The 18206-nt window shown below is 72.1% G+C and carries 15 protein-coding genes, 1 tRNA gene and 1 other RNA gene; 10 read left to right on the top strand and 7 right to left on the bottom strand.

Annotated features, from left to right (window positions below; genetic code table 11):
* Positions 1–8 precede the first annotated feature (8 nt).
* Positions 9–1856 (top strand): helicase HerA-like domain-containing protein, encoded by a 1848-nt coding sequence (locus ACZ4TW_RS17200; protein WP_465544577.1) that lies wholly within the window; start codon positions 9–11, stop codon positions 1854–1856.
* Entirely contained in the window at positions 1853–2515 is a 663-nt protein-coding gene (locus tag ACZ4TW_RS17195) for a GNAT family N-acetyltransferase (protein ID WP_465544575.1), read from the top strand. Before ACZ4TW_RS17200 ends, ACZ4TW_RS17195 begins: the two co-directional genes overlap by 4 nt.
* Positions 2516–2542: 27 nt before the next feature.
* On the opposite strand, the gene ACZ4TW_RS17190 is transcribed toward ACZ4TW_RS17195, so the two are convergent.
* The 4 genes from ACZ4TW_RS17190 to ffs all read right to left on the bottom strand — a co-directional run bounded on the left by ACZ4TW_RS17190 (position 2543) and on the right by ffs (position 4231).
* Positions 2543–3073 (bottom strand): hypothetical protein, encoded by a 531-nt coding sequence (locus ACZ4TW_RS17190; protein ID WP_465544573.1) that lies wholly within the window; start codon positions 3071–3073, stop codon positions 2543–2545.
* Positions 3074–3306: 233 nt separating this feature from the next.
* The gene (locus ACZ4TW_RS17185; RefSeq protein WP_465544571.1) at positions 3307–3885 is read right to left on the bottom strand and encodes a hypothetical protein; all 579 of its coding nucleotides are present in this window, start codon (positions 3883–3885) and stop codon (positions 3307–3309) included.
* A gap of 167 nt (positions 3886–4052) precedes the next feature.
* Positions 4053–4137, bottom strand: a tRNA-Ser gene (locus ACZ4TW_RS17180).
* Positions 4135–4231: signal recognition particle sRNA small type (gene ffs, locus ACZ4TW_RS17175), an RNA gene on the bottom strand. The genes ACZ4TW_RS17180 and ffs overlap by 3 nt, the downstream gene beginning before the upstream one ends.
* A gap of 257 nt (positions 4232–4488) precedes the next feature.
* On the opposite strand from ffs, the gene pta reads away from it, so the two are divergent.
* Both pta and ACZ4TW_RS17165 read left to right on the top strand, forming a co-directional pair.
* On the top strand, positions 4489–6765 hold the full coding sequence (gene pta / locus ACZ4TW_RS17170) for a phosphate acetyltransferase (RefSeq protein WP_465544569.1): 2277 nt from the start codon (positions 4489–4491) through the stop codon (positions 6763–6765).
* On the top strand, positions 6762–7955 hold the full coding sequence (locus ACZ4TW_RS17165) for an acetate/propionate family kinase (protein ID WP_465544567.1): 1194 nt from the start codon (positions 6762–6764) through the stop codon (positions 7953–7955). Before pta ends, ACZ4TW_RS17165 begins: the two co-directional genes overlap by 4 nt.
* Positions 7956–8148: 193 nt before the next feature.
* On the opposite strand, the gene ACZ4TW_RS17160 is transcribed toward ACZ4TW_RS17165, so the two are convergent.
* Positions 8149–8520, bottom strand: coding sequence for a TraR/DksA family transcriptional regulator (locus tag ACZ4TW_RS17160; protein ID WP_465544565.1), 372 nt, complete (start codon positions 8518–8520; stop codon positions 8149–8151).
* A 233-nt stretch (positions 8521–8753) separates the two neighbouring features.
* On the opposite strand from ACZ4TW_RS17160, the gene ACZ4TW_RS17155 reads away from it, so the two are divergent.
* The 3 genes from ACZ4TW_RS17155 to ACZ4TW_RS17145 all read left to right on the top strand — a co-directional run bounded on the left by ACZ4TW_RS17155 (position 8754) and on the right by ACZ4TW_RS17145 (position 13346).
* Entirely contained in the window at positions 8754–11495 is a 2742-nt protein-coding gene (locus ACZ4TW_RS17155) for a DNA polymerase III subunit gamma and tau (protein WP_465544607.1), read from the top strand.
* 3 nt (positions 11496–11498) lie between these two features.
* The gene (gene recR, locus ACZ4TW_RS17150) at positions 11499–12095 is read left to right on the top strand and encodes a recombination mediator RecR (protein WP_465544563.1); all 597 of its coding nucleotides are present in this window, start codon (positions 11499–11501) and stop codon (positions 12093–12095) included.
* 897 nt (positions 12096–12992) lie between these two features.
* Positions 12993–13346: a nuclear transport factor 2 family protein gene (locus ACZ4TW_RS17145; protein ID WP_465544561.1), complete on the top strand. Its 354-nt coding sequence runs from the start codon at positions 12993–12995 to the stop codon at positions 13344–13346.
* A 36-nt stretch (positions 13347–13382) separates the two neighbouring features.
* Here the strand turns inward: ACZ4TW_RS17145 and ACZ4TW_RS17140 are convergent, their stop codons facing one another.
* Positions 13383–13877, bottom strand: a complete 495-nt coding sequence (locus ACZ4TW_RS17140; protein WP_465544559.1) for a hypothetical protein — start codon at positions 13875–13877, stop codon at positions 13383–13385.
* A gap of 215 nt (positions 13878–14092) precedes the next feature.
* Here ACZ4TW_RS17140 and ACZ4TW_RS17135 point away from each other — a divergent pair, with 215 nt between their 5' ends.
* The 3 genes from ACZ4TW_RS17135 to ACZ4TW_RS17125 all read left to right on the top strand — a co-directional run bounded on the left by ACZ4TW_RS17135 (position 14093) and on the right by ACZ4TW_RS17125 (position 17473).
* A complete protein-coding gene (locus ACZ4TW_RS17135) occupies positions 14093–15367 on the top strand; it encodes an aspartate kinase (protein WP_465544557.1) in 1275 nt (424 codons plus the stop codon).
* A 251-nt stretch (positions 15368–15618) separates the two neighbouring features.
* A complete protein-coding gene (locus tag ACZ4TW_RS17130) occupies positions 15619–16674 on the top strand; it encodes an aspartate-semialdehyde dehydrogenase (RefSeq protein WP_465544556.1) in 1056 nt (351 codons plus the stop codon).
* A 37-nt stretch (positions 16675–16711) separates the two neighbouring features.
* Positions 16712–17473, top strand: coding sequence for an SGNH/GDSL hydrolase family protein (locus tag ACZ4TW_RS17125; protein ID WP_465544554.1), 762 nt, complete (start codon positions 16712–16714; stop codon positions 17471–17473).
* Between the two features lie 45 nt (positions 17474–17518).
* On the opposite strand, the gene ACZ4TW_RS17120 is transcribed toward ACZ4TW_RS17125, so the two are convergent.
* Positions 17519–18139, bottom strand: coding sequence for a MerR family transcriptional regulator (locus ACZ4TW_RS17120; RefSeq protein ID WP_465544551.1), 621 nt, complete (start codon positions 18137–18139; stop codon positions 17519–17521).
* Positions 18140–18206 lie beyond the last annotated feature (67 nt).

Here is an 18206-nt window from a genome sequence, read left to right as displayed (position 1 = left end):
TCGGCCCCATGTCGGACGACGCGGTGAAGCGGGCACAAGAGGCGGCCGCGGCCGCCGCGGCAGCAGCCGAGGCGCTGCAGCAGCACGCGCAGGAGGCGATCCGCAAGGCCGAGGAGGCCGCAGCGCTCGCGAAGGCCGCCGCCGCGGCCCAGCAGGCGGCCGAGGCGGCGACCGATGGCGCGGCCGCGCCATCCGCCCCCATCTCATCGGCCGCGGCGCCCGCCGGGCCCCTGGCCGCCGCCGACGTCGAACGCATCCGCGCCGGCTACGCGTTCGAGGGCCCGGCACTCGAGATCGGGGCGCTCGTCAACGGCGAGGCGATGCCCGACGTGCCGGTGCGCATCCCGCTCGCGATGACGAACCGGCACGGCCTCGTCGCCGGCGCGACCGGCACCGGCAAGACCCGCACGCTGCAGGTGCTCGCCGAGCAGCTCGCCGCCAACGGCGTCGCCGTGTTCGCGGCCGACATCAAGGGCGACCTCTCCGGCGTGGCGACCCCGGGCGAGTCCAGCGAGAAGCTCCTGAGGCGCACCGAGGGCATCGGGCAGGCGTGGAGCGCCGCGAGCTTCCCGACCGAGTTCTTCTCCCTCGGCGGCGTCGGCCGTGGCGTGCCGATCCGCGCGACGATCTCGGGCTTCGGGCCGCTGCTGCTCAGCAAGGTGCTCGGCCTCAACGAGACGCAGGAGTCGAGCCTCGGCCTCGTCTTCCACTACGCGAACACCAACGGCCTCGCCCTCCTCGACCTCGACGACCTGCGCGCCGTGCTCGCCTACCTCGTGAGCGACGAGGGCAAGGGCGAGCTCGAGGGGCTCGGGGGGCTGTCGAAGGCGACCGTGGGCGTCATCCTGCGCGAGCTCATCGCGTTCGCCGACCAGGGCGCCGACGTATTCTTCGGCGAGCCCGAGATCGACACGGCCGAATTCCTCCGCACCGCCGCCGACGGCCGCGGCATCATCAGCCTGCTCGAGGTGCCGGGCGTGGCCGACAAGCCCGCGCTGTACTCGACGTTCCTCATGTGGCTGCTCGCCGACCTCTACGGCGGCCTGCCCGAGGTGGGCGACCTCGACAAGCCGAAGCTCGTGTTCTTCTTCGACGAGGCGCACCTGCTGTTCCGCGACGCCTCGAAGGAGTTCCTCGCGCAGGTCGTGCAGACCGTGCGACTCATCCGCTCGAAGGGCGTCGGCGTGTTCTTCGTGACGCAGACCCCGAAGGACGTGCCGGGCGATGTGCTCGCGCAGCTAGGCTCGCGCGTGCAGCACCAGCTGCGGGCGTTCACGCCCGACGACGCCAAGGCGCTGCGCGCGACCGTGTCGACCTACCCGAACTCCGGCTACGACCTCGAGGAGACGCTCACCGTGCTCGGCACCGGCGAGGCGATCGTGACGGTCATGAACGAGAAGGGGGCACCGAGCCCGGTCGCGTGGACGCGACTGCGCGCCCCGCAGGCCTCGATGTCGCCGAGCCCCGACGATGCGATCGACGCCGCGGTCGCGGCATCCCCGCTGCTGGCGAAGTACGGCACCGCGATCGACCGCGAGTCCGCGCACGAGCTCCTGACGAAGAAGATGGCGGATGCCGCGGCCGCCGCCGACGCGGCCGAGGCGGCGAAGTCGCGGGCCGAGGCCGAGGCCGAGTACGAGAAGATGCAGGCGAAGATCCGCGCCGATCAGGAGAAGGCCGAGAAGAAGGCGCAGGCCGAGTACGACCGCGTGATGAAGAAGACCTCGGGCACGGCGCGTTCGCGATCCCGCACGCCCGAGCGGTCGGCGCTCGAGCAGGTGCTCGGCTCGAAGCAGACGCAGAAGATCATCGGGCAGGTGCTCACCGGGCTCTTCGGCATGGCCAAGCGGCGATGACGGATGCCGCGGGGCGGGCGCCGGCCGAGGCGGCGACGCCGACCATCCGCCCGTACCGCCCGGCCGACCGCGACGCGGTCGCGCGCATCTGCCTGCTGACGGCCGCCGGAGGCGGCGACGCGACCGGCGTCTACAGCGACGACGCGCTCATGCCAGAGGTGTACGCGCTCCCGTACGTCGAGTACGCGCCCGACCTGGCGTTCGTGGTCGACGGCGGGATCGCCGGTTCCGGCGTGGGCGGCTACGTGCTCGGCGTCGCCGACACCGCGGCCTTCATCGACTGGTACGCGCGCGAGTGGGCGCCCGACTTCCGCGCGCGACATCCGATGCCGGGCCCGCCGACGGCCCACGAGCCGTCGTACACCGAAGCGCAGCTCATCGCCGACGGTGGCGACGCCGAGCGCCTGCGGATCCCCGAGCTCGACGAGTACCCCGCGCACCTGCACATCGACCTGCTGCCCGACTACCAGGGGCAGGGGCTCGGGCGACGCCTCATCGACACGCTGCGCGCGGCGCTCGCCGAACGCGGCGTGCCGGCCGTGCACCTCGGGCTCGATCCGGCGAACGCGCGAGCGCGCGCGTTCTACGAGCGGCTCGGGTTCCACGAGCTGCCGTCGAGCCGGCCCGACGCGCCGCTGCTCGGCATCGCGACGCGGTGAACGGCGGTCGCGACATCCGCTCGCGCGTCAGCGACGGCGCAGCCCGTGGCCCTCGAACCAGTACAGCAACGCTGGATCGGTCGACCGCAGCTCGGCCATCGTGACCGGCTCGGGACGCACGATCTCGTCGACGCCGAGGATGTCGGCGACGAGGTCCATCGACGCGTCATCCCAGAAGGTGCCGCGCATGCGGAAGACGCACCGGCCCTCGTGGTCGACGACGAACAGCTGGCGCACCGTCTCGAGCGTGTCGCCCCGGTAGGTGTCGATGCGGAGCACGCCGGCGATGTCGCGGCGGGCGACGCTGTGCATCCGGCCGAGGAAGCCGCGCTCGACGATGCCGTGCGGGCTCACCGTCGCCTCGGTGCGCTGGTAGCGCACCCAGGCGACGAGCGCGAGCGTCCCGAGCGTGGTCGCGATCAGGACGGACGCGGCCACGGCGGTGGGCCCGAGCGGGCGCATCACCCACGCGACCGTGATGAGCAGCGGCAGTGCGAGCGCGAGCACCGGCAGACCGATGGTCCTCGCGAGGGTGCGGCGGGGCCTCAGGGTGTGCACCCTGAGGCCCCTGCCCCCTGCCGACGCAGCAACGGTGTGGGAGCCCCCTGCGTCCCCACTCCCGAATTTCACCGCTGCTGCCGCTGACATCGGATCCATGATCTGCCGAGGGGGCCGCCGCCGCCATTCGGCATTAAGGAGGACTTGCGTTCGGGACGCGGATGCGCCTGCGGACGACGGTTTCCGATTCGAGCCTGCTGAACTGCCCATCGGTCAGCCGACATGCCCGCAGCTCAACCGAGGACGGACAGCGCCCCCTCGCAGAAGTCGTCGGATCGACCCGTCGACCCCTTCACCAGGCCGAGGAACTCGATGAACTCATCGTCGGACGGGTCGGAGATCGTGTCGTTCGTGTCGATGAGGACCTCGTAGCGCACTTGACCCGGGTTCCGCGCGATCGCCTTGCCCGACTCGTCGTACACCGCCGCGTTCCCGGTTGCGAGGACGAGGATGGTGATGGTCCCGTTGCCGTTGTCGGTGATCTTCAGGTCCTTCTCGATGCCTCGGATCCGCTCGTAGACGACGTCGCCGTCCTCATTGGTGAACGAGGACTCGACCGAGAAATTGGCTTGGAAGTACGGCGCGGTGCCGGGCTTGCGGGCGACCCCGAGCAGGTGGACCTCGCGGGTCGATTCCCTGGTGACGGTGATGCCGGCATCGCAGAAGTCGGTCTCGACCTCGGTCTCCTCCTCGGTGAACCTGAGGTTCTCGAGCGGGCGAGCGGTCGCGGGCGACGCGACGAGGGCCGACGCGGCGAACGCGACGACGGCTGCGGCGGCCAGGATGCCGCGGCGGATGGTGGATACGGGCATGGTGCCCCCCTTCTCGTGCGGCGAGGGCGGGAGGGCCGCTCCGCTGCGCTGCGAGCCGGGCTGGGCGCATCCTTGCGGATCTGCACGTTCGCGGCCACGCCCGTTCGGGGGTCATTTCACGTGCGCAGAGCAGCGCTCGCGGCGCGCTCGAGGGCTACTTCAATCGGCGGAGGATGGGGGATTCGAACCCCCGAGGGCTTTCACCCAACACGCTTTCCAAGCGTGCGCCATAGGCCACTAGGCGAATCCTCCTGGGACCCCTCGCGCACCCGCCAGAGCCCGGTTACCCTTGCTGCGTTTCCGCCCTGGGGGAATTGGCCTGGATGGCGCCACGCGAGGAGCCGTCCGTCAGTCTACCCGAGCGCGCGACCCTCGCGAACCGCGTGGGTCGCGACATCCGCTCGTCGCGCCATTCGGCCCCGGATCGGGTCTCCAGGAGATCCGGCGAAGTGCAGGAGCCGACGCGTGATTCGGTCATGTGAATCGCGGATTCTCCTGCAGATCGTAGGGGCAGTTGACGGATGTCGCGCCGGCGGGCGGGCGGCGCCGCACTCGCCCGGGATTCCCAGCCCGGCATGCGAGGCGCCCAATAGGCTGGCGGACGTGGCGCACAGCATCTACATCTGCTCCGCGGAAGGCAACACGGGCAAGTCCACCGTCGCCCTCGGCACGGTCGACACGTTGAGTCGGCGCGCGATCCGCGTCGGGGTGTTCCGTCCGATCGCCCGCTCGACCGAGGAGCGCGACTACGTGCTCGAGCTGCTGCTCGCGCACGACGGCGTCATCGAGCTCGGCTACGACGACGCGATCGGGGTGACGTACGAAGACGTGCACGCCGATCCCGAGGCGGCGCTCGCCACGATCGTGCGCCGCTTCAAGGCCGTCGAGTCGCGCTGCGACGTGGTGGTGGTGATCGGGTCCGACTACACCGATGTCGGCAGCCCGACCGAATTGGCCTTCAACGCGCGCATCGCGGCCAACCTGGGGGCGCCTGTGCTGCTCGCCGTCGGCGGTCGCGTGCCGCACGGCCGGGGCGCGAGCGAGCGCCTCGGCTACAGCGACGCGCGCACGCCCGACGAGCTCGCGCAGCTCACCGAGCTCGCGATCGAGGAGCTCGAGCGCGAGCACGCGACCCTGCTGGGCATCGTGGCGAACCGGGCCGACCCCGACCGGCTCGACCAGATCGTCGAGGCCCTGCGGTCGGCGGCCGGCGGGGCCGCGCACGTCGCGCCATCCGCTCGCCTCGAGGAGGGCGTCGGGCCCGCGCCATCCGTCGCCGTCTGGGCGATTCCCGAAGACCCGTACCTCGTCGCCCCGTCGGTGCGCAGCGTGATGCACGCGGTCGACGGCACGCTGTACGCGGGTGATCCCGAGCTGCTCGAGCGCGAGGCGCTCGGCGTCGTGATCGCCGCGATGTCGATGGAGAACGTGCTGGCGCGGCTCATCGAGGGGTCGGTCGTGATCGTGCCGGGCGATCGCAGCGAGGTGCTGCTGGGCGTGCTGACGGCGAACGCGTCGGCGACGTTCCCGTCGATCTCGGGCATCGTGCTGAACGGCGGGTTCCCGGTGTCCGAGACGGTCGAGCGGCTCATCGAGGGCCTCAAGGCGAGCCTGCCGATCGTGCGCACCGAGCTCACCACGTACGACACGGCGCTCGCCATCACGTCGACCCGCGGGCGGCTCGCGGCCGAGTCGCAGCGCAAGCGCGACACGGCGCTGGCGCTGTTCGAGAAGCACGTCGATGGCGCGGCGCTGCTCGACCGGCTCGACGTGGCCACGACCGACGTCGTCACGCCGCTCATGTTCGAGTACGGCCTCCTCGCGCGGGCACGCGAGCGGCGCAAGCACATCGTGCTGCCCGAGGGGTACGACGACCGCATCCTGCGCGCCGCGGCCACGCTGCTCGCCCGTGACGTCGCCGACCTGACGATCCTCGGCGAGGAGATCGAGATCCGCTCGCGCGCGATCGGCCTGGGCCTCGACATCTCGAAGGCGACGGTGCTCTCCAACCACGACCACGTGCTCGTGTACCGCTTCGCCGACGAGTACCAGCGCCGCCGTGCGCACAAGGGCGTGACGCTCGAGCAGGCGCGCGACACCGTGCAGGATGTCTCGTACTTCGGCACCATGATGGTCGAGCTCGGCCTGGCCGACGGCATGGTCTCCGGGGCGATGCACACCACCGCGCATACCATCCGGCCCGCGTTCGAGGTCATCAAGACCAAGCCGGGGGTGGAGGTCGTCTCCAGCGTGTTCCTCATGGCGCTCGCCGACCGGGTGCTCGTGTACGGCGACTGCGCGATCGTGCCCGACCCGACGGCCGAGCAGCTGGCCGACATCGCGATCTCGTCGGCGGCCACGGCCGCGCAGTTCGGCATCGAGCCCCGGGTCGCGATGCTGTCGTACTCGACGGGGGAGTCGGGCACCGGCGCCGATGTCGACAAGGTGCGCCGAGCGACCGAGCTCGTTCACGAGCGCGCGCCCGAGCTGCCCGTCGAGGGCCCGATCCAGTACGACGCGGCCGCCGATGCGGCGGTTGCTCGCACGAAGATGCCCGAGTCCGATGTCGCGGGGCGCGCCACCGTCTTCGTGTTCCCCGACCTCAACACCGGCAACAACACGTACAAGGCGGTGCAGCGATCGGCCGGTGCGGTCGCGATCGGCCCGGTGCTGCAGGGGTTGAACAAGCCCGTCAACGACCTCTCGCGCGGGGCGCTCGTACAGGACATCGTGAACACGGTGGCGATCACGGCGATCCAGGCGGCGGCCGACGACGGCATGACCCATGGCGCCGGCCCGCTCGAGCAGCTCGAGGAGGCGTTCTCCGGTGGTCGAGCAGCACCCGATGGTCGCGTATCGAGGCCGGGCGCCTCCGCATGACGAACGTCCTCGTCGTCAACTCCGGTTCGTCCTCGCTCAAGTACCAGCTCGTCGACGTCGAGGCGGGCGAAGCGCTCGCGACCGGACTGGTCGAGCGCATCGGGCAGCCCGAGGGGCAGGCGACCCACACGGATGGCGCGGGCGCCGAGTTCCGCGACGAGCTCGCGATCCCCGATCACGACGCGGCGTTCTCGTGGATGCTCGGCGCGTTCGCCGAGCGCGGTCCGTCGCTCGAGTCGCACGCGCCGGTCGCCGTCGGGCACCGGGTGGTGCAGGGCGGAGCCCGCTTCTTCGAGCCGACGGTCATCACCGAGCTCGTGAAGATCAACATCGACGAGCTGTCGGTGCTCGCGCCGCTGCACAACCCGGCGAACCTCGCGGGCATCGTCGCCGCCGAGCGCGCGTTCCCCGACGTCGCGCATGTCGCGGTGTTCGACACCGCCTTCCACCAGACGATGCCGCCCGCGGCGTACACCTACGCGATCGACCGGGATGTCGCCGAGAAGCACCGCGTACGTCGCTACGGGTTCCACGGCACATCCCACCGGTACGTCTCGCGCGCCGCGGCGGCGTTCCTCCGCCGCCCGGTCGAGGAGCTGAAGCTGGTCGTCCTGCACCTCGGCAACGGCGCTTCGGCATGCGCGGTCGACGGCGGGCGTTCGGTCGAGACGAGCATGGGGATGACGCCGCTCGAGGGCCTCGTGATGGGCACGCGTTCGGGCGACCTCGACCCGGCGGTGCTGCTGCACCTGCAGCGTCGAGCCGGGCTCGACGTCGACGGCGTCGACGACCTGCTCAACAAGCGCAGCGGCATTCTCGGCCTCGGCGGCCACTCCGACATGCGCGACCTCGTCGGCGCGGCGGAGTCGGGCGACGCACGCGCCGAGCTCGCGCTCGAGGTCTACTGCCACCGGATCCGCTCGTACGTGGGCGCGTACGCCGCGCAGCTGGGGCGGGTCGACGCGATCGTGTTCACCGCCGGGGTGGGCGAGAACGCGGCCGCGGTGCGCCGGCGCTCACTCGCCGGCCTCGAGGGGTTCGGCGTCGAGCTGGACGCCGACCGCAACGCTGCGCGCTCCCGCGAGGCGCGCCGCATCTCGACGGACGAGTCGCGCACCGACGTGCTCGTCGTGCCGACGAACGAGGAGCTCGAGATCGCGCGGCAGACGCTCGACGTCGTGGCGCGCTGACGCGCCATCCGCTCGCTGCCGGGCTCGGCGCCTCGGCGCGAGCCTGACGGCGACAGAGCTTGCGGATGGCTCGTGTGAGCGCGCCCTCACATGAGGGCACGTCGATGCGAGCCATCCGGTGACCGTCGCCGCGCAGTCGACCGGTCGACGGCCGCGCATCGGCTGATGGTGGGGCCCGCCCGCGCCGCGCGGGTCAGCGCACGAGGCGCGCGCAGTCGATGCAGAGCGTCGCGGTGGGGCGCGCCTCGAGGCGGCCGACCGAGATCTTCTGCCCGCAGCGCTCGCACGTGCCGTAGGTGCCCGCGTCGATCCGGGCCAGCGCGCGGTCGACGTCGGTGAGCTCGTGCTCGACGTCGTGCAGCACGGCGGTGCGCTGCGACCATTCCTGGCTCATGGTCGGGCCGTCGGGGTCGTGCTCGTCGTCGACGGAGCCGTCGGACCGCGCGTCGCGCACCGCCGAGATGCCCTCGCTCTGCGAGGCGAGCCGCTCCTCGGCTTCGCGCTTCTCGGCGAGCAGCAGCTCGCGGAACCGCTCCAGCTGCGCGGTGCTCGTGATGCCCGTCACCTGACCACCTCCGTCGTCGGGCACCGGGCGGGCGGATGGCCCGTGCCGCACCGGTGCGGTGCAGGAATACTACGCCCACTCGCCGACACGGCCGCCGGACGCGCCAGCGCGCGGCCAGACGCAGCGCGCCGCGGACCGCTCGCGACCCCGGCCGCGGTGTCGGATGCCGCGACTACCATTGACGCGTGGTCACCGCCCTCTACCGCCGATACCGGCCCGAGACCTTCGCCGAGATGATCGGCCAGTCGCAGGTCACCGAGCCGCTCATGACGGCGCTGCGCACCGACCGCGTGAACCACGCCTACCTGTTCAGCGGGCCGCGCGGCTGCGGCAAGACCACGTCGGCGCGCATCCTCGCGCGCTGCCTCAATTGCGCCGAGGGTCCGACCGACACCCCGTGCGGCACCTGCCCGAGCTGCGTCGAGCTCTCGCGCGCCGGTGGCGGCTCGCTCGACGTCGTCGAGATCGATGCGGCCAGCCACAACGGCGTCGACGACGCCCGTGACCTGCGCGAGCGCGCCGTCTTCGCGCCCGCTCGCGACCGCTACAAGATCTTCATCCTCGACGAGGCGCACATGGTGACGCCGCAGGGCTTCAACGCGCTGCTGAAGCTGGTCGAAGAGCCGCCCGAGCACGTCAAGTTCATCTTCGCGACCACCGAGCCCGACAAGGTGCTCGGCACCATCCGCTCGCGCACGCACCACTACCCGTTCCGGCTCGTGCCGCCCGCGCCCATGCTCGACTACGTGCAGCAGCTGTGCGACGACGAGGGCGTGCAGGTCGAGCCGGGCGTGCTCTCGCTCGTCGTGCGCGCCGGCGGTGGCTCCCCGCGAGACACGCTGTCGCTGCTCGACCAGCTCATCGCGGGCTCCGAGGGGTCGACCGTGGGCTACGAGCGTGCCGTGGCGCTGCTCGGGTACACGCATGGCGCGCTCCTCGATGAGGTCGTCGACGCCATCGGGGCCGGCGATGCGGCGGGCGCGTTCGCGGCGGCCGACCGCGTGATGCAGACCGGGCAAGACCCCCGGCGCTTCGTCGAAGACCTGCTCGAGCGGTTGCGCGATCTCATCGTCGTCGCCGCGACCTCGCCCGAGGCCGCGGCCGCGGTGTTGCGGGGCGTCCCGGCCGACGAACTCGCGCGCATGGCCACCCAGGCGTCGGCGTTCGGCGCCGCCGAGCTCTCTCGCGTCGCCGACCTCGTCAACCAGACGCTCACCGAGATGACCGGCGCGACCTCGCCGCGCCTGCACCTCGAGCTCATGCTCGCGAGGGTGCTCGTGCCCGCGAGCGACGCCACCGAGCGGGGCGCGCTCGCCCGGGTCGAGCGGCTCGAGCGGCGGGTCGGGGTGACCGATGCCGCTGCGCCGGTCGAGCCCGCGGGCGCGCCGGCATCAGCCGCGACCGTCCCGCCGGCAGCGGCAGTCGCCCCGCCGTCGCGCGCGGCATACGCCCCGTCGCCCGTTCCGGTCGCGTCGGGCGATGCGAACGCGGCTCGGGGTTCGCGTGGCGGCTCCGCGAAGGGCGCTCCCACTCCCGAGGCCGGGGCCGCGGCGGCCCCCGAACGCACCGATGCCGAGTCGGCCGCGACGCCGGCTCCCCGGGCAAAGCCGGTCGGACCGGTGACGCTCGAGCTCATGCGCGATGCCTGGCCCGAGATCCTCGCCGTGCTCGAACGCACCAAGCGCACCGCGTGGATGGCGGCGCTCACCGCGCGGGTCATCGACTACCGCACCGACGAGGCCGTGCTCGTGCTCGGCTTCCCCAGCCAGAACGACGTCAACGACCTCCGCGGCGGCACCGGCACGCAGAGCCCCGCCGAACTCCTCCGTCGTGCGATCGCCGAGGTCCTCGGCGTGCAGGTCAAGTTCATCCCGCGCGTGGTCGCCGCCCAGTCGCCGTCGGCGGAGTCGTCGGCGGGCGCGTCCGCATCGGGCTCGCCCGGTGACGGCGGTGACGGCGGTCGTGCCGGCGGTGCCGGCGATGGTGGCGGCCACGGCGCGCCGGTGCGCTCCGACACGGGAGTCGGCGCACCCACGCCTGCAGCGAGCACGCACTCCGCTGCATCCCCCAGCTCGGCAGCGCCCACGGCGTCGGGAACAGGGGTCGCTCGCTCCGCTGCATCCCGCAGCTCGGGCTCGAACCCGGCTTCGGGAGCCGGCGAGGCCGGAGGCCCCACCGGAACCGCCGTGGGGCCCGCTGCGTCCGGACCTTCGGGCGGTTCGCGCTCGGGTTCATCCTCCGCCGCCGCCGGCACGCAGTCCTCCTCGGGCGGCCCCCGATCGAGCGCGGCGACGGCGCCGCCTGAAGGCGGGTCTGCGGGCGGGCCGGCTTCTCGACGCGGCGGGTCGGCACGGCCCGCATCCTCGGCATTCGGGGCCGGCGAAGCGTCCTCGGCGCCCGTGGCCGCCGGAGCGTCCGGGGCATCCTCGGCCAGCGGAGCGTCCGCGGCATCCGTGGCCGCCGGAGCGTCCGGGGCATCCTCGGCCAGCGGAGCGTCCTCGGCATCCGTCTCGTCGCCGACCGCGCCCGCTGGGCCGGTCGACTCGTGGGTGACGGTCGCGATCCCGTCCTCCGATCCCACGGCCCAGGCCGATCCCGCGGTGAACGTCGCCGCAGCCGCGCCGCGCGCCGCGACCGCGGTCGCCGATCGTCCCGGCGCGCGGGGGTCCGCTCCTGCTGGGCCGTCCGGAGCGTTCGACGACGTTCCGCCGCTCGACGACGCCGACGCGCCGCCGCCCGACGACGAGCCCGAGTTCGATCCCGGGCCCGAGCCCGTCATCGAGGCGGCACCGGTCGACGCGGCTCCGCCTCCGCGGCCCGCTCGCTCCTCCGCGCCTGCGCGCTCGCCGGGCCACGCGGCATCCGGGGCACCGCAGATCCAGCGGTACGGCGAGGCCGTCGTGCGCGACCTGCTCGGCGCGACGTTCCTCGAAGAGGTCGAGGCGCCGCCCGCACGATTCGGCGAGCGGGGGTAGTCCGTGTACGAGGGCATCGTCCAAGAGCTGATCGACGAGCTCGGCCGCCTCCCCGGCATCGGGCCGAAGTCGGCGCAGCGCATCGCGTTCCACATCGTCCAGACCGAGCAGTTCGACGTGTCCCGCCTCGCCGAGATCCTGCTCGAGGTGCGCGACAAGGTGAAGTTCTGCGAGATCTGCGGCAACGTCGCCGAGCAGTCGACGTGCTCGATCTGCCGAGACCCGCGCCGCGACGCCTCGCTGATCTGCGTGGTCGAAGAGGCGAAGGACGTCGTCGCCATCGAGCGCACGCGCGAGTTCCGCGGGCTCTACCACGTGCTGGGCGGCGCGATCAGCCCTATCGACGGCATCGGCCCCGACGAACTCCGCATCCGCCAACTCATGCAGCGCCTCGCCGACGGCACCGTGCGCGAGGTCATCATCGCCACCGACCCCAACCTCGAGGGCGAGGCGACCGCGACCTACCTCAGCCGGCTGCTGACCACGCTCGAGATCCGCGTCACGCGTCTCGCCTCGGGCCTCCCAGTCGGCGGCGACCTCGAGTACGCCGACGAGGTCACCCTCGGCCGCGCCTTCGAGGGCCGCCGTGTCGTCGGCTGAATCCGCGGACTCTCTGGCCGAGCGAGGCGCGTTCGTCAAAGCCTGCGCGCGCGGTCTCCGGTCATGCGCTCCGCTGCGAACGCGCCGCACCCCGGCGAATTCCTTCTGCGCACCCGCGGGGCTTCTGCGCGACCCCGTCGCGGCGTATCGGCCATCGAGAATGTCGGACTCTCCGCGCATTGTCGGACCAAGTTCCGTTTGTCGGTCGAGAGGGGCGAATTTCGTCCTTCATTGACCGGCATGTCCGCCATTCCCAGGGATGTCCTACCCGCATCGGACGGAGCGCGCCCCAGTTGCGAGGAACCACGCTCGCCTCGGATGGATCGCGCGTGCTTCGGACGATCCCTGCCCGCATCGGAGGGATCGCGCTTGCATCGCCGGATCGCTGAATCGCGGGGTGAAGGTCGGCGGGTGTGGAGGTCGGCGGGATCGGGCGCGTCGGGCGTTCGCGCGGCCGGGCGAAGCAGCGCGCGTTGCTCCTCTGCGGTTCACAGGAGTCCCGGCGGTGCGCAGGACGAATTCGCCTGGATCGTCATGGAGATCGCCGGGACTCCTGTGACAGCGGACTGTTGGTGGGCGGGTGTGGAGGTGGGCGGGATCGGGCGCATCGGGCGTTCGCGCAGCCGGGCGAAGCAGCACGCTGTGCGCCTCTGCGGTTCACAGGAGTCTCGGCGATGCGCAGGACGAACTCGCGTGGATCGTCATGGAGATCGCCGGATCTCCTGTAATCGGCGGGCGGCGGGCGGCGGGTGGCGGGTGGCGGGTGGCGGGTGGTGGGTGGCGGGCGGCAGGTGGCGGGTCGCGGGCGGCGGGTGGCGGGACGGAGCCGGCGGGGCGGCGCGCGCCGCGCGCGCAAGCCGTTGACGGCGGCGGGCGGCCGCCAGTAGAACGGAGCGCATGAGCGCAGGAACCGAATGGGTCGAGGGGTACGTGCGGGCCTGGGAGAGCAACGATCCCGACGACATCGCCGCCATCTTCACCGAGGATGCGGTGTACGAGTACAGCCCCGACGATCCCGACGCGCTCCGCGGCCGCGAGGCGATCATCGCCGGATGGCTCGACTCGAAGGACGATCCCGATGAGTGGACGTTCGACTGGGAGGTGCTCGTCGAGACCGACGACATCGTCGTCGTGCAGGGACGAACCGACTATCCGGCGTCGAAGCTGTACGACAACCTGTGGGTCGTGCGCCTGGGCCCGGACGGACGAGCCAGCCGCTTCACCGAGTGGTACATGGAACGCGACCGCTGAGCCCGCATGGCAGGGCCGGGTCACCGCAGCGCCGGCTCAGCGGAGCACCTCGACCAGCACCACCCACGCCATCACGATCGCCACGACGACGGCGAGCACCGACCCGAACGCGACGGCGAGCAGCCCGGCCCCGTGCATCCCGACGAGCACGAGCACCGCGCCGACCCCGAACCCGGCGACCGGCAGCCAGCCGAGCAGGCCACGGGCCGCGCGCTCACCGGTCGAGCCGTACCCTTCCCGCGCGATCGCTCGCATCGCACCGACCTGGAACGCGCCGGCGAGGGCCGTCGCGACCAGCACCTCGATCGCGTACGCGCCCATGGGCTGCCCGGGCATGAGCCCGAATGCGCACGCCGCGAGCGCCAGCACGAGCGTCGCCACGGCCGCACCCGCCCGCGCCGGGAGGGCGGTCGATTTCATGATCGCGGCGATGTTCACCGACATCGCGACGATGAGCAGGCCGGCGAGCGCCGCGGTGGCGCCGACCATGGCCACGTTGAAGTCCGTCCACGCCTCGAGCGCCTCCGCCATGCGCGCACTCTATCGGCTCACGGCGAGGCGGCCGCAGTCCGTGGGGCGGCGCGGGCGCCGCGTGGCCCGGCATCCGCGGGCCCGCCGCGCACCCCTTCCGGGCACCGTCACATGGCCGGGCCGGAATGCACGCCGCCGTATGATGGACCTTCCGGCGCCGGGTGTCCACCGCCCCGGCCGGCCCGTCCACCCCGTCCATCCCCGGGAGCGCCCACGTGAGCTTGATCGTGCAGAAATACGGCGGTTCGTCCGTCGCCGACGCGGAGAGCATCAAGCGGGTCGCGAAGCGCATCGTCGAGACCCGCAAGGCGGGCAACGACGTGGTCGTCGCGGTCTCGGCGATGGGCGACACGACCGACGAGCTGCTCGACCTGGCCAACGAGGTCACGCCGATCCACGCGCCGCGCGAGCTCGACATGCTGCTCTCGTCGGGCGAGCGCATCTCGATGGCGCTGCTCGCGATGGCGATCAAGGGGCTCGGCCACGACGCGCGGTCGTTCACCGGCAGCCAGGCCGGCATGATCACGGATGCCACGCACGGCGCGGCACGCATCGTCGAGGTCACCCCGGTGCGCCTGCGCGAGGCGCTCGACGAGGGTGCCATCGTGATCGTCGCGGGCTTCCAGGGCTTCAGTCGCGAGTCGCGCGACATCACCACGCTGGGCCGCGGCGGCAGCGACACCACGGCCGTGGCGCTCGCGGCGGCGCTCGACGCCGACGTGTGCGAGATCTACACCGATGTCGACGGCGTGTTCACCTCCGACCCGCGGGTCGTGAAGAAGGCGCACAAGCTCGACCGCATCACGAGCGAGGAGATGCTCGAGCTCGCGGCATCCGGTGCCAAGGTGCTGCACATCAGGGCCGTCGAGTTCGCGCGCCGCCACGGCGTGACGTTGCACGTGCGCTCGTCGTTCAACAACAGCGAGGGGACCGTCGTCTACGACCCCGAGCGTCTTCCCGAAGGAGGAGCTGTGGAAGAGTCCGTCATCGCCGGGGTCGCGGTCGATCTCGGCCAGGTCAAGATCACGGTCGTCGGCGTGCCCGACGTGCCGGGCGCGGCCGCCAAGATCTTCAAGATCGTCGCGAACACGAACGCGAACGTCGACATGATCGTGCAGAACGTGTCGGCGGCGGCCACGGGTCGCACCGACATCTCGTTCACGGTGCCGAAGTCCGACGGCGAGAAGGCGCTGAAGGCGCTCTCCGAGGCCAAGGACTCGCTGAGCTTCCAGTCGCTGCAGTACGACGACCAGATCGGCAAGCTGTCGCTCGTCGGCGCCGCGATGCGCTCGGCGACGGGCATCTCGGCGAAGCTCTTCGAGGCGCTGTACGAGGCGGGCATCAACATCGAGATGATCTCCACGTCCGAGATCCGCATCTCGGTGGTCACGCGGGCCGACAGCGTGCACGACGCGGCGGTCGCGGTGCACACCGCGTTCGACCTCGACGGCGACACCGACGCGGTCGTGTACGCCGGCACGGGCCGCTGACCTGCTGAAGACGAGCGGATTTCGCGCCGCGACCTCGCACGTGCCATCCGCTCGCCGCACGCCCCGCGCCGCCCCGGCGGCCCGGCGCCGTACGCCGCGCCGCCCCGGCGCCGCCCGCCCCGCGACATCCTGCCCCGGAAGCAGGACATTCGCGCCAATGTAGGACGCCAGGGCGTCACATCGTCCTACTTTCCAGCCTTCGTCCTTCACACTGGATTACGAACCCCCGGATCAGGAACGAGAACGAGCACATGAGCAGTGGAGTGAACATCGGCGTCGTCGGCGCCACCGGACAGGTCGGCGCGGTCGTGCGCCGCCTCCTCGAGGAGCGCGACTTCCCGGTCGCATCGATCCGCTTCTTCGCGTCGGCCCGGTCGGCCGGCACGACGCTGCCGTTCAAGGGCGAGGATGTCGTCGTCGAGGATGCCTCGACGGCCGACCCGACGGGCCTCGACATCGCGATCTTCTCCGCGGGGGCGACGCTCTCGAAGGCGCAGGCCCCCCGTTTCGCGGCGGCCGGCGTGACGGTCATCGACAACTCCAGCGGATGGCGCATGGACCCCGACGTGCCGCTGGTCGTGAGCGAGGTCAACCCGCACGCGATCGACGAGGCGCGGAAGGGCATCATCGCGAACCCGAACTGCACGACGATGGCCGCGATGCCGGTGCTGAAGGTGTTGCACGACGAGGCCGGCCTCGAGCGCCTCGTGGTCTCGACGTACCAGGCCGTCTCGGGCGCGGGCCTCGCCGGCGGCGAGGAGCTGCTCGAGCAGGCCAAGGCCGCGGTCGAGCAGGACGCCATCAACCTCGTGCACGACGGCGGCGCCGTGACGCTGCCCGAGCCGCACAAGTTCCCGCGGCCGATCGCGTTCGACGTGATCCCGCTCGCGGGCTCGATCGTCGACGACGGCGACCTCGAGACCGACGAGGAGAAGAAGCTCCGCAACGAGAGCCGCAAGATCCTCGAGCTGCCGGGCCTGCGGGTCGCCGGCACGTGCGTGCGCGTGCCTGTGTTCACGGGTCACTCGCTCTCGATCCACGCCGAGTTCGCGAACGACATCACGCCCGAGCGCGCCACCGAGCTGCTCGCCGCCGCGCCCGGCGTCGAGCTCAGCGACATCCCGACGCCGCTGCAGGCCGCGGGCAGCGACCCGAGCTACGTCGGCCGGATCCGCCAGGACCAGTCGGCGCCCGAGAACAAGGGACTCGTTCTCTTCGTCTCGAACGACAACCTCCGCAAGGGCGCCGCGCTGAATGCGGTGCAGATCGCCGAGCTCGTCGCGGCGAAGCTGCCCGCGTCGGTCTGAGTCGGATGCCGCGTCCGCGCGCATCGGCGACACGCCCATGAGGCCACCTGAACGGTCCGCCCCGCTCCCCGCGGGGCGGGCCGTTCGCCGTCACGCGACGCGCATCGTCGCGGCCTCGCTCGTCGCGGCATCCGTCGCCCTGCTCGCCGGCTGCACGTCGCCCGGGACGGGAGGGACCGTGTCGTCCGACGGCTGGGCCGACGGTGAGCCGCCCGCGGAGGGCGAGGCGGCCGACGTCGTCGCGTTCTACGGCGACTCGTACACGCGCGGCACGGGCACGAGCGACCTGTCGCAGCGCTGGTCGACGATCATCGCGCGCGATCGGGGCTGGGCCGAGTACAACCCGAGCGTCGACGGCCTCGGCTACGTGAACAACCGCGAGTTCCTCGGCGACGACGGCGACCTCGTCGAGCGGATCGTCTCGCTCGAACCGGCTCCCGACGTCGTGATCGTGACGATGGGCCTGAACGACAACTTCTCGATGCCCGATCGGGCCGACGACATCCGCTCGGCCATCGACGACGACCTCGGTCGGCTGCGCGACGAGCTCCCCGACGCCCGCCTGGTCGTGGTCGAGCCGTTCTGGTATCTCGACGAGCGGCCGCCGTCGGTCGACCGCATCATCGGCTGGGTCGAGGATGCCGCGGCCGACGTCGACGCCGACCACGTCGAGGGGGCGTCCCGCTGGATCGAGGGGCACCCCGAGTGGATGGCGACCGACGGCATCCACCCGAACGACGACGGCCACGATGCGATCGCGCGTCGCATGGACGCCGCGCTCGACGAGCTCGGCCTCTGAGCGGGCGCCGGAGCCCGGAGGAGCGGCGCGGAATGGTCGCCCCGATCAGCCGCCGAGCTCGCGGCCGGCGGCCACGTCCTGGTGCGCCAACCGCCGCAGGGCGAGGATGACGGGCTCGTAGAGCGCGGTGCCGAGGACCGTGTACTCGACGGCGGCATGCGATTCCGCGGGCATGTGCTCGAGGTCGTAGGCGGCGATCTCGCGGAGGCGACGCCCGTACTCGAGCAGCCGGTCGTGCGAGATGGGCATGCCCGCCGCCTCGGTGGCGGCGAGCGCCGACTCGAGCTGGGCGACCGCGGCGAAGCGCGGGTCGTAGACCTGCCCGAGGGCCTCGAGGGCGGCGCGTGCCCGCGGGTACGGATCGGGGTCGTCCTCGGGCGCCGGGTCGGTCGCGGGCGGCAGGGCCGAGACCGCGCGTCCGAGCGTCGAGTAGAGGTCGTCGCCCGGGTCGTCGACGAGCTGCAGGATGGCGCGGGCCTGCTGGACGCTGAGTCCGACGGGCCCGATGAGCGCTCGTATGAGGAGCAGCCGTCGCACGTGCGTCTCGTCGTAGGTCGCCTGCGTCGCCGAGGTCGCGACTCCCGGATGGAGCAGTCCCTCGCGCAGGTAGTACTTCACGGTCGCGACGGGGAGGCTCGCCGCGGCACCGAGCGCGGAGATGCGCATGTCTGCTCCTTGCATTGGATAGTGCTGCTCTCTAATATTGGAGAGTATAACTATCCAATCATGAACG

Source organism: Agromyces sp. NPDC029043, from assembly GCF_055564615.1.
The sequence above is the reverse complement of the archived record's forward strand: the minus strand, read 5'-3'. Positions and strand labels throughout refer to the sequence as shown.

Excerpts from the sequence above, each read along its gene's own strand:
- ACZ4TW_RS17145 (WP_465544561.1), top strand. The coding sequence starts at position 12,993 with ATGAGCGCAGGAACCGAATGGGTCGAGGGGTACGTGCGGGCCTGGGAG.
- ACZ4TW_RS17200 (WP_465544577.1), top strand. The coding sequence starts at position 9 with ATGTCGGACGACGCGGTGAAGCGGGCACAAGAGGCGGCCGCGGCCGCC.
- ACZ4TW_RS17120 (WP_465544551.1), bottom strand. The coding sequence starts at position 18,139 with ATGCGCATCTCCGCGCTCGGTGCCGCGGCGAGCCTCCCCGTCGCGACC.
- ACZ4TW_RS17140 (WP_465544559.1), bottom strand. The coding sequence starts at position 13,877 with ATGGCGGAGGCGCTCGAGGCGTGGACGGACTTCAACGTGGCCATGGTC.
- ACZ4TW_RS17155 (WP_465544607.1), top strand. The coding sequence starts at position 8,754 with ATGATCGGCCAGTCGCAGGTCACCGAGCCGCTCATGACGGCGCTGCGC.
- ACZ4TW_RS17130 (WP_465544556.1), top strand. The coding sequence starts at position 15,619 with ATGAGCAGTGGAGTGAACATCGGCGTCGTCGGCGCCACCGGACAGGTC.
- ACZ4TW_RS17125 (WP_465544554.1), top strand. The coding sequence starts at position 16,712 with ATGAGGCCACCTGAACGGTCCGCCCCGCTCCCCGCGGGGCGGGCCGTT.
- ACZ4TW_RS17165 (WP_465544567.1), top strand. The coding sequence starts at position 6,762 with ATGACGAACGTCCTCGTCGTCAACTCCGGTTCGTCCTCGCTCAAGTAC.
- ACZ4TW_RS17185 (WP_465544571.1), bottom strand. The coding sequence starts at position 3,885 with ATGCCCGTATCCACCATCCGCCGCGGCATCCTGGCCGCCGCAGCCGTC.
- ACZ4TW_RS17195 (WP_465544575.1), top strand. The coding sequence starts at position 1,853 with ATGACGGATGCCGCGGGGCGGGCGCCGGCCGAGGCGGCGACGCCGACC.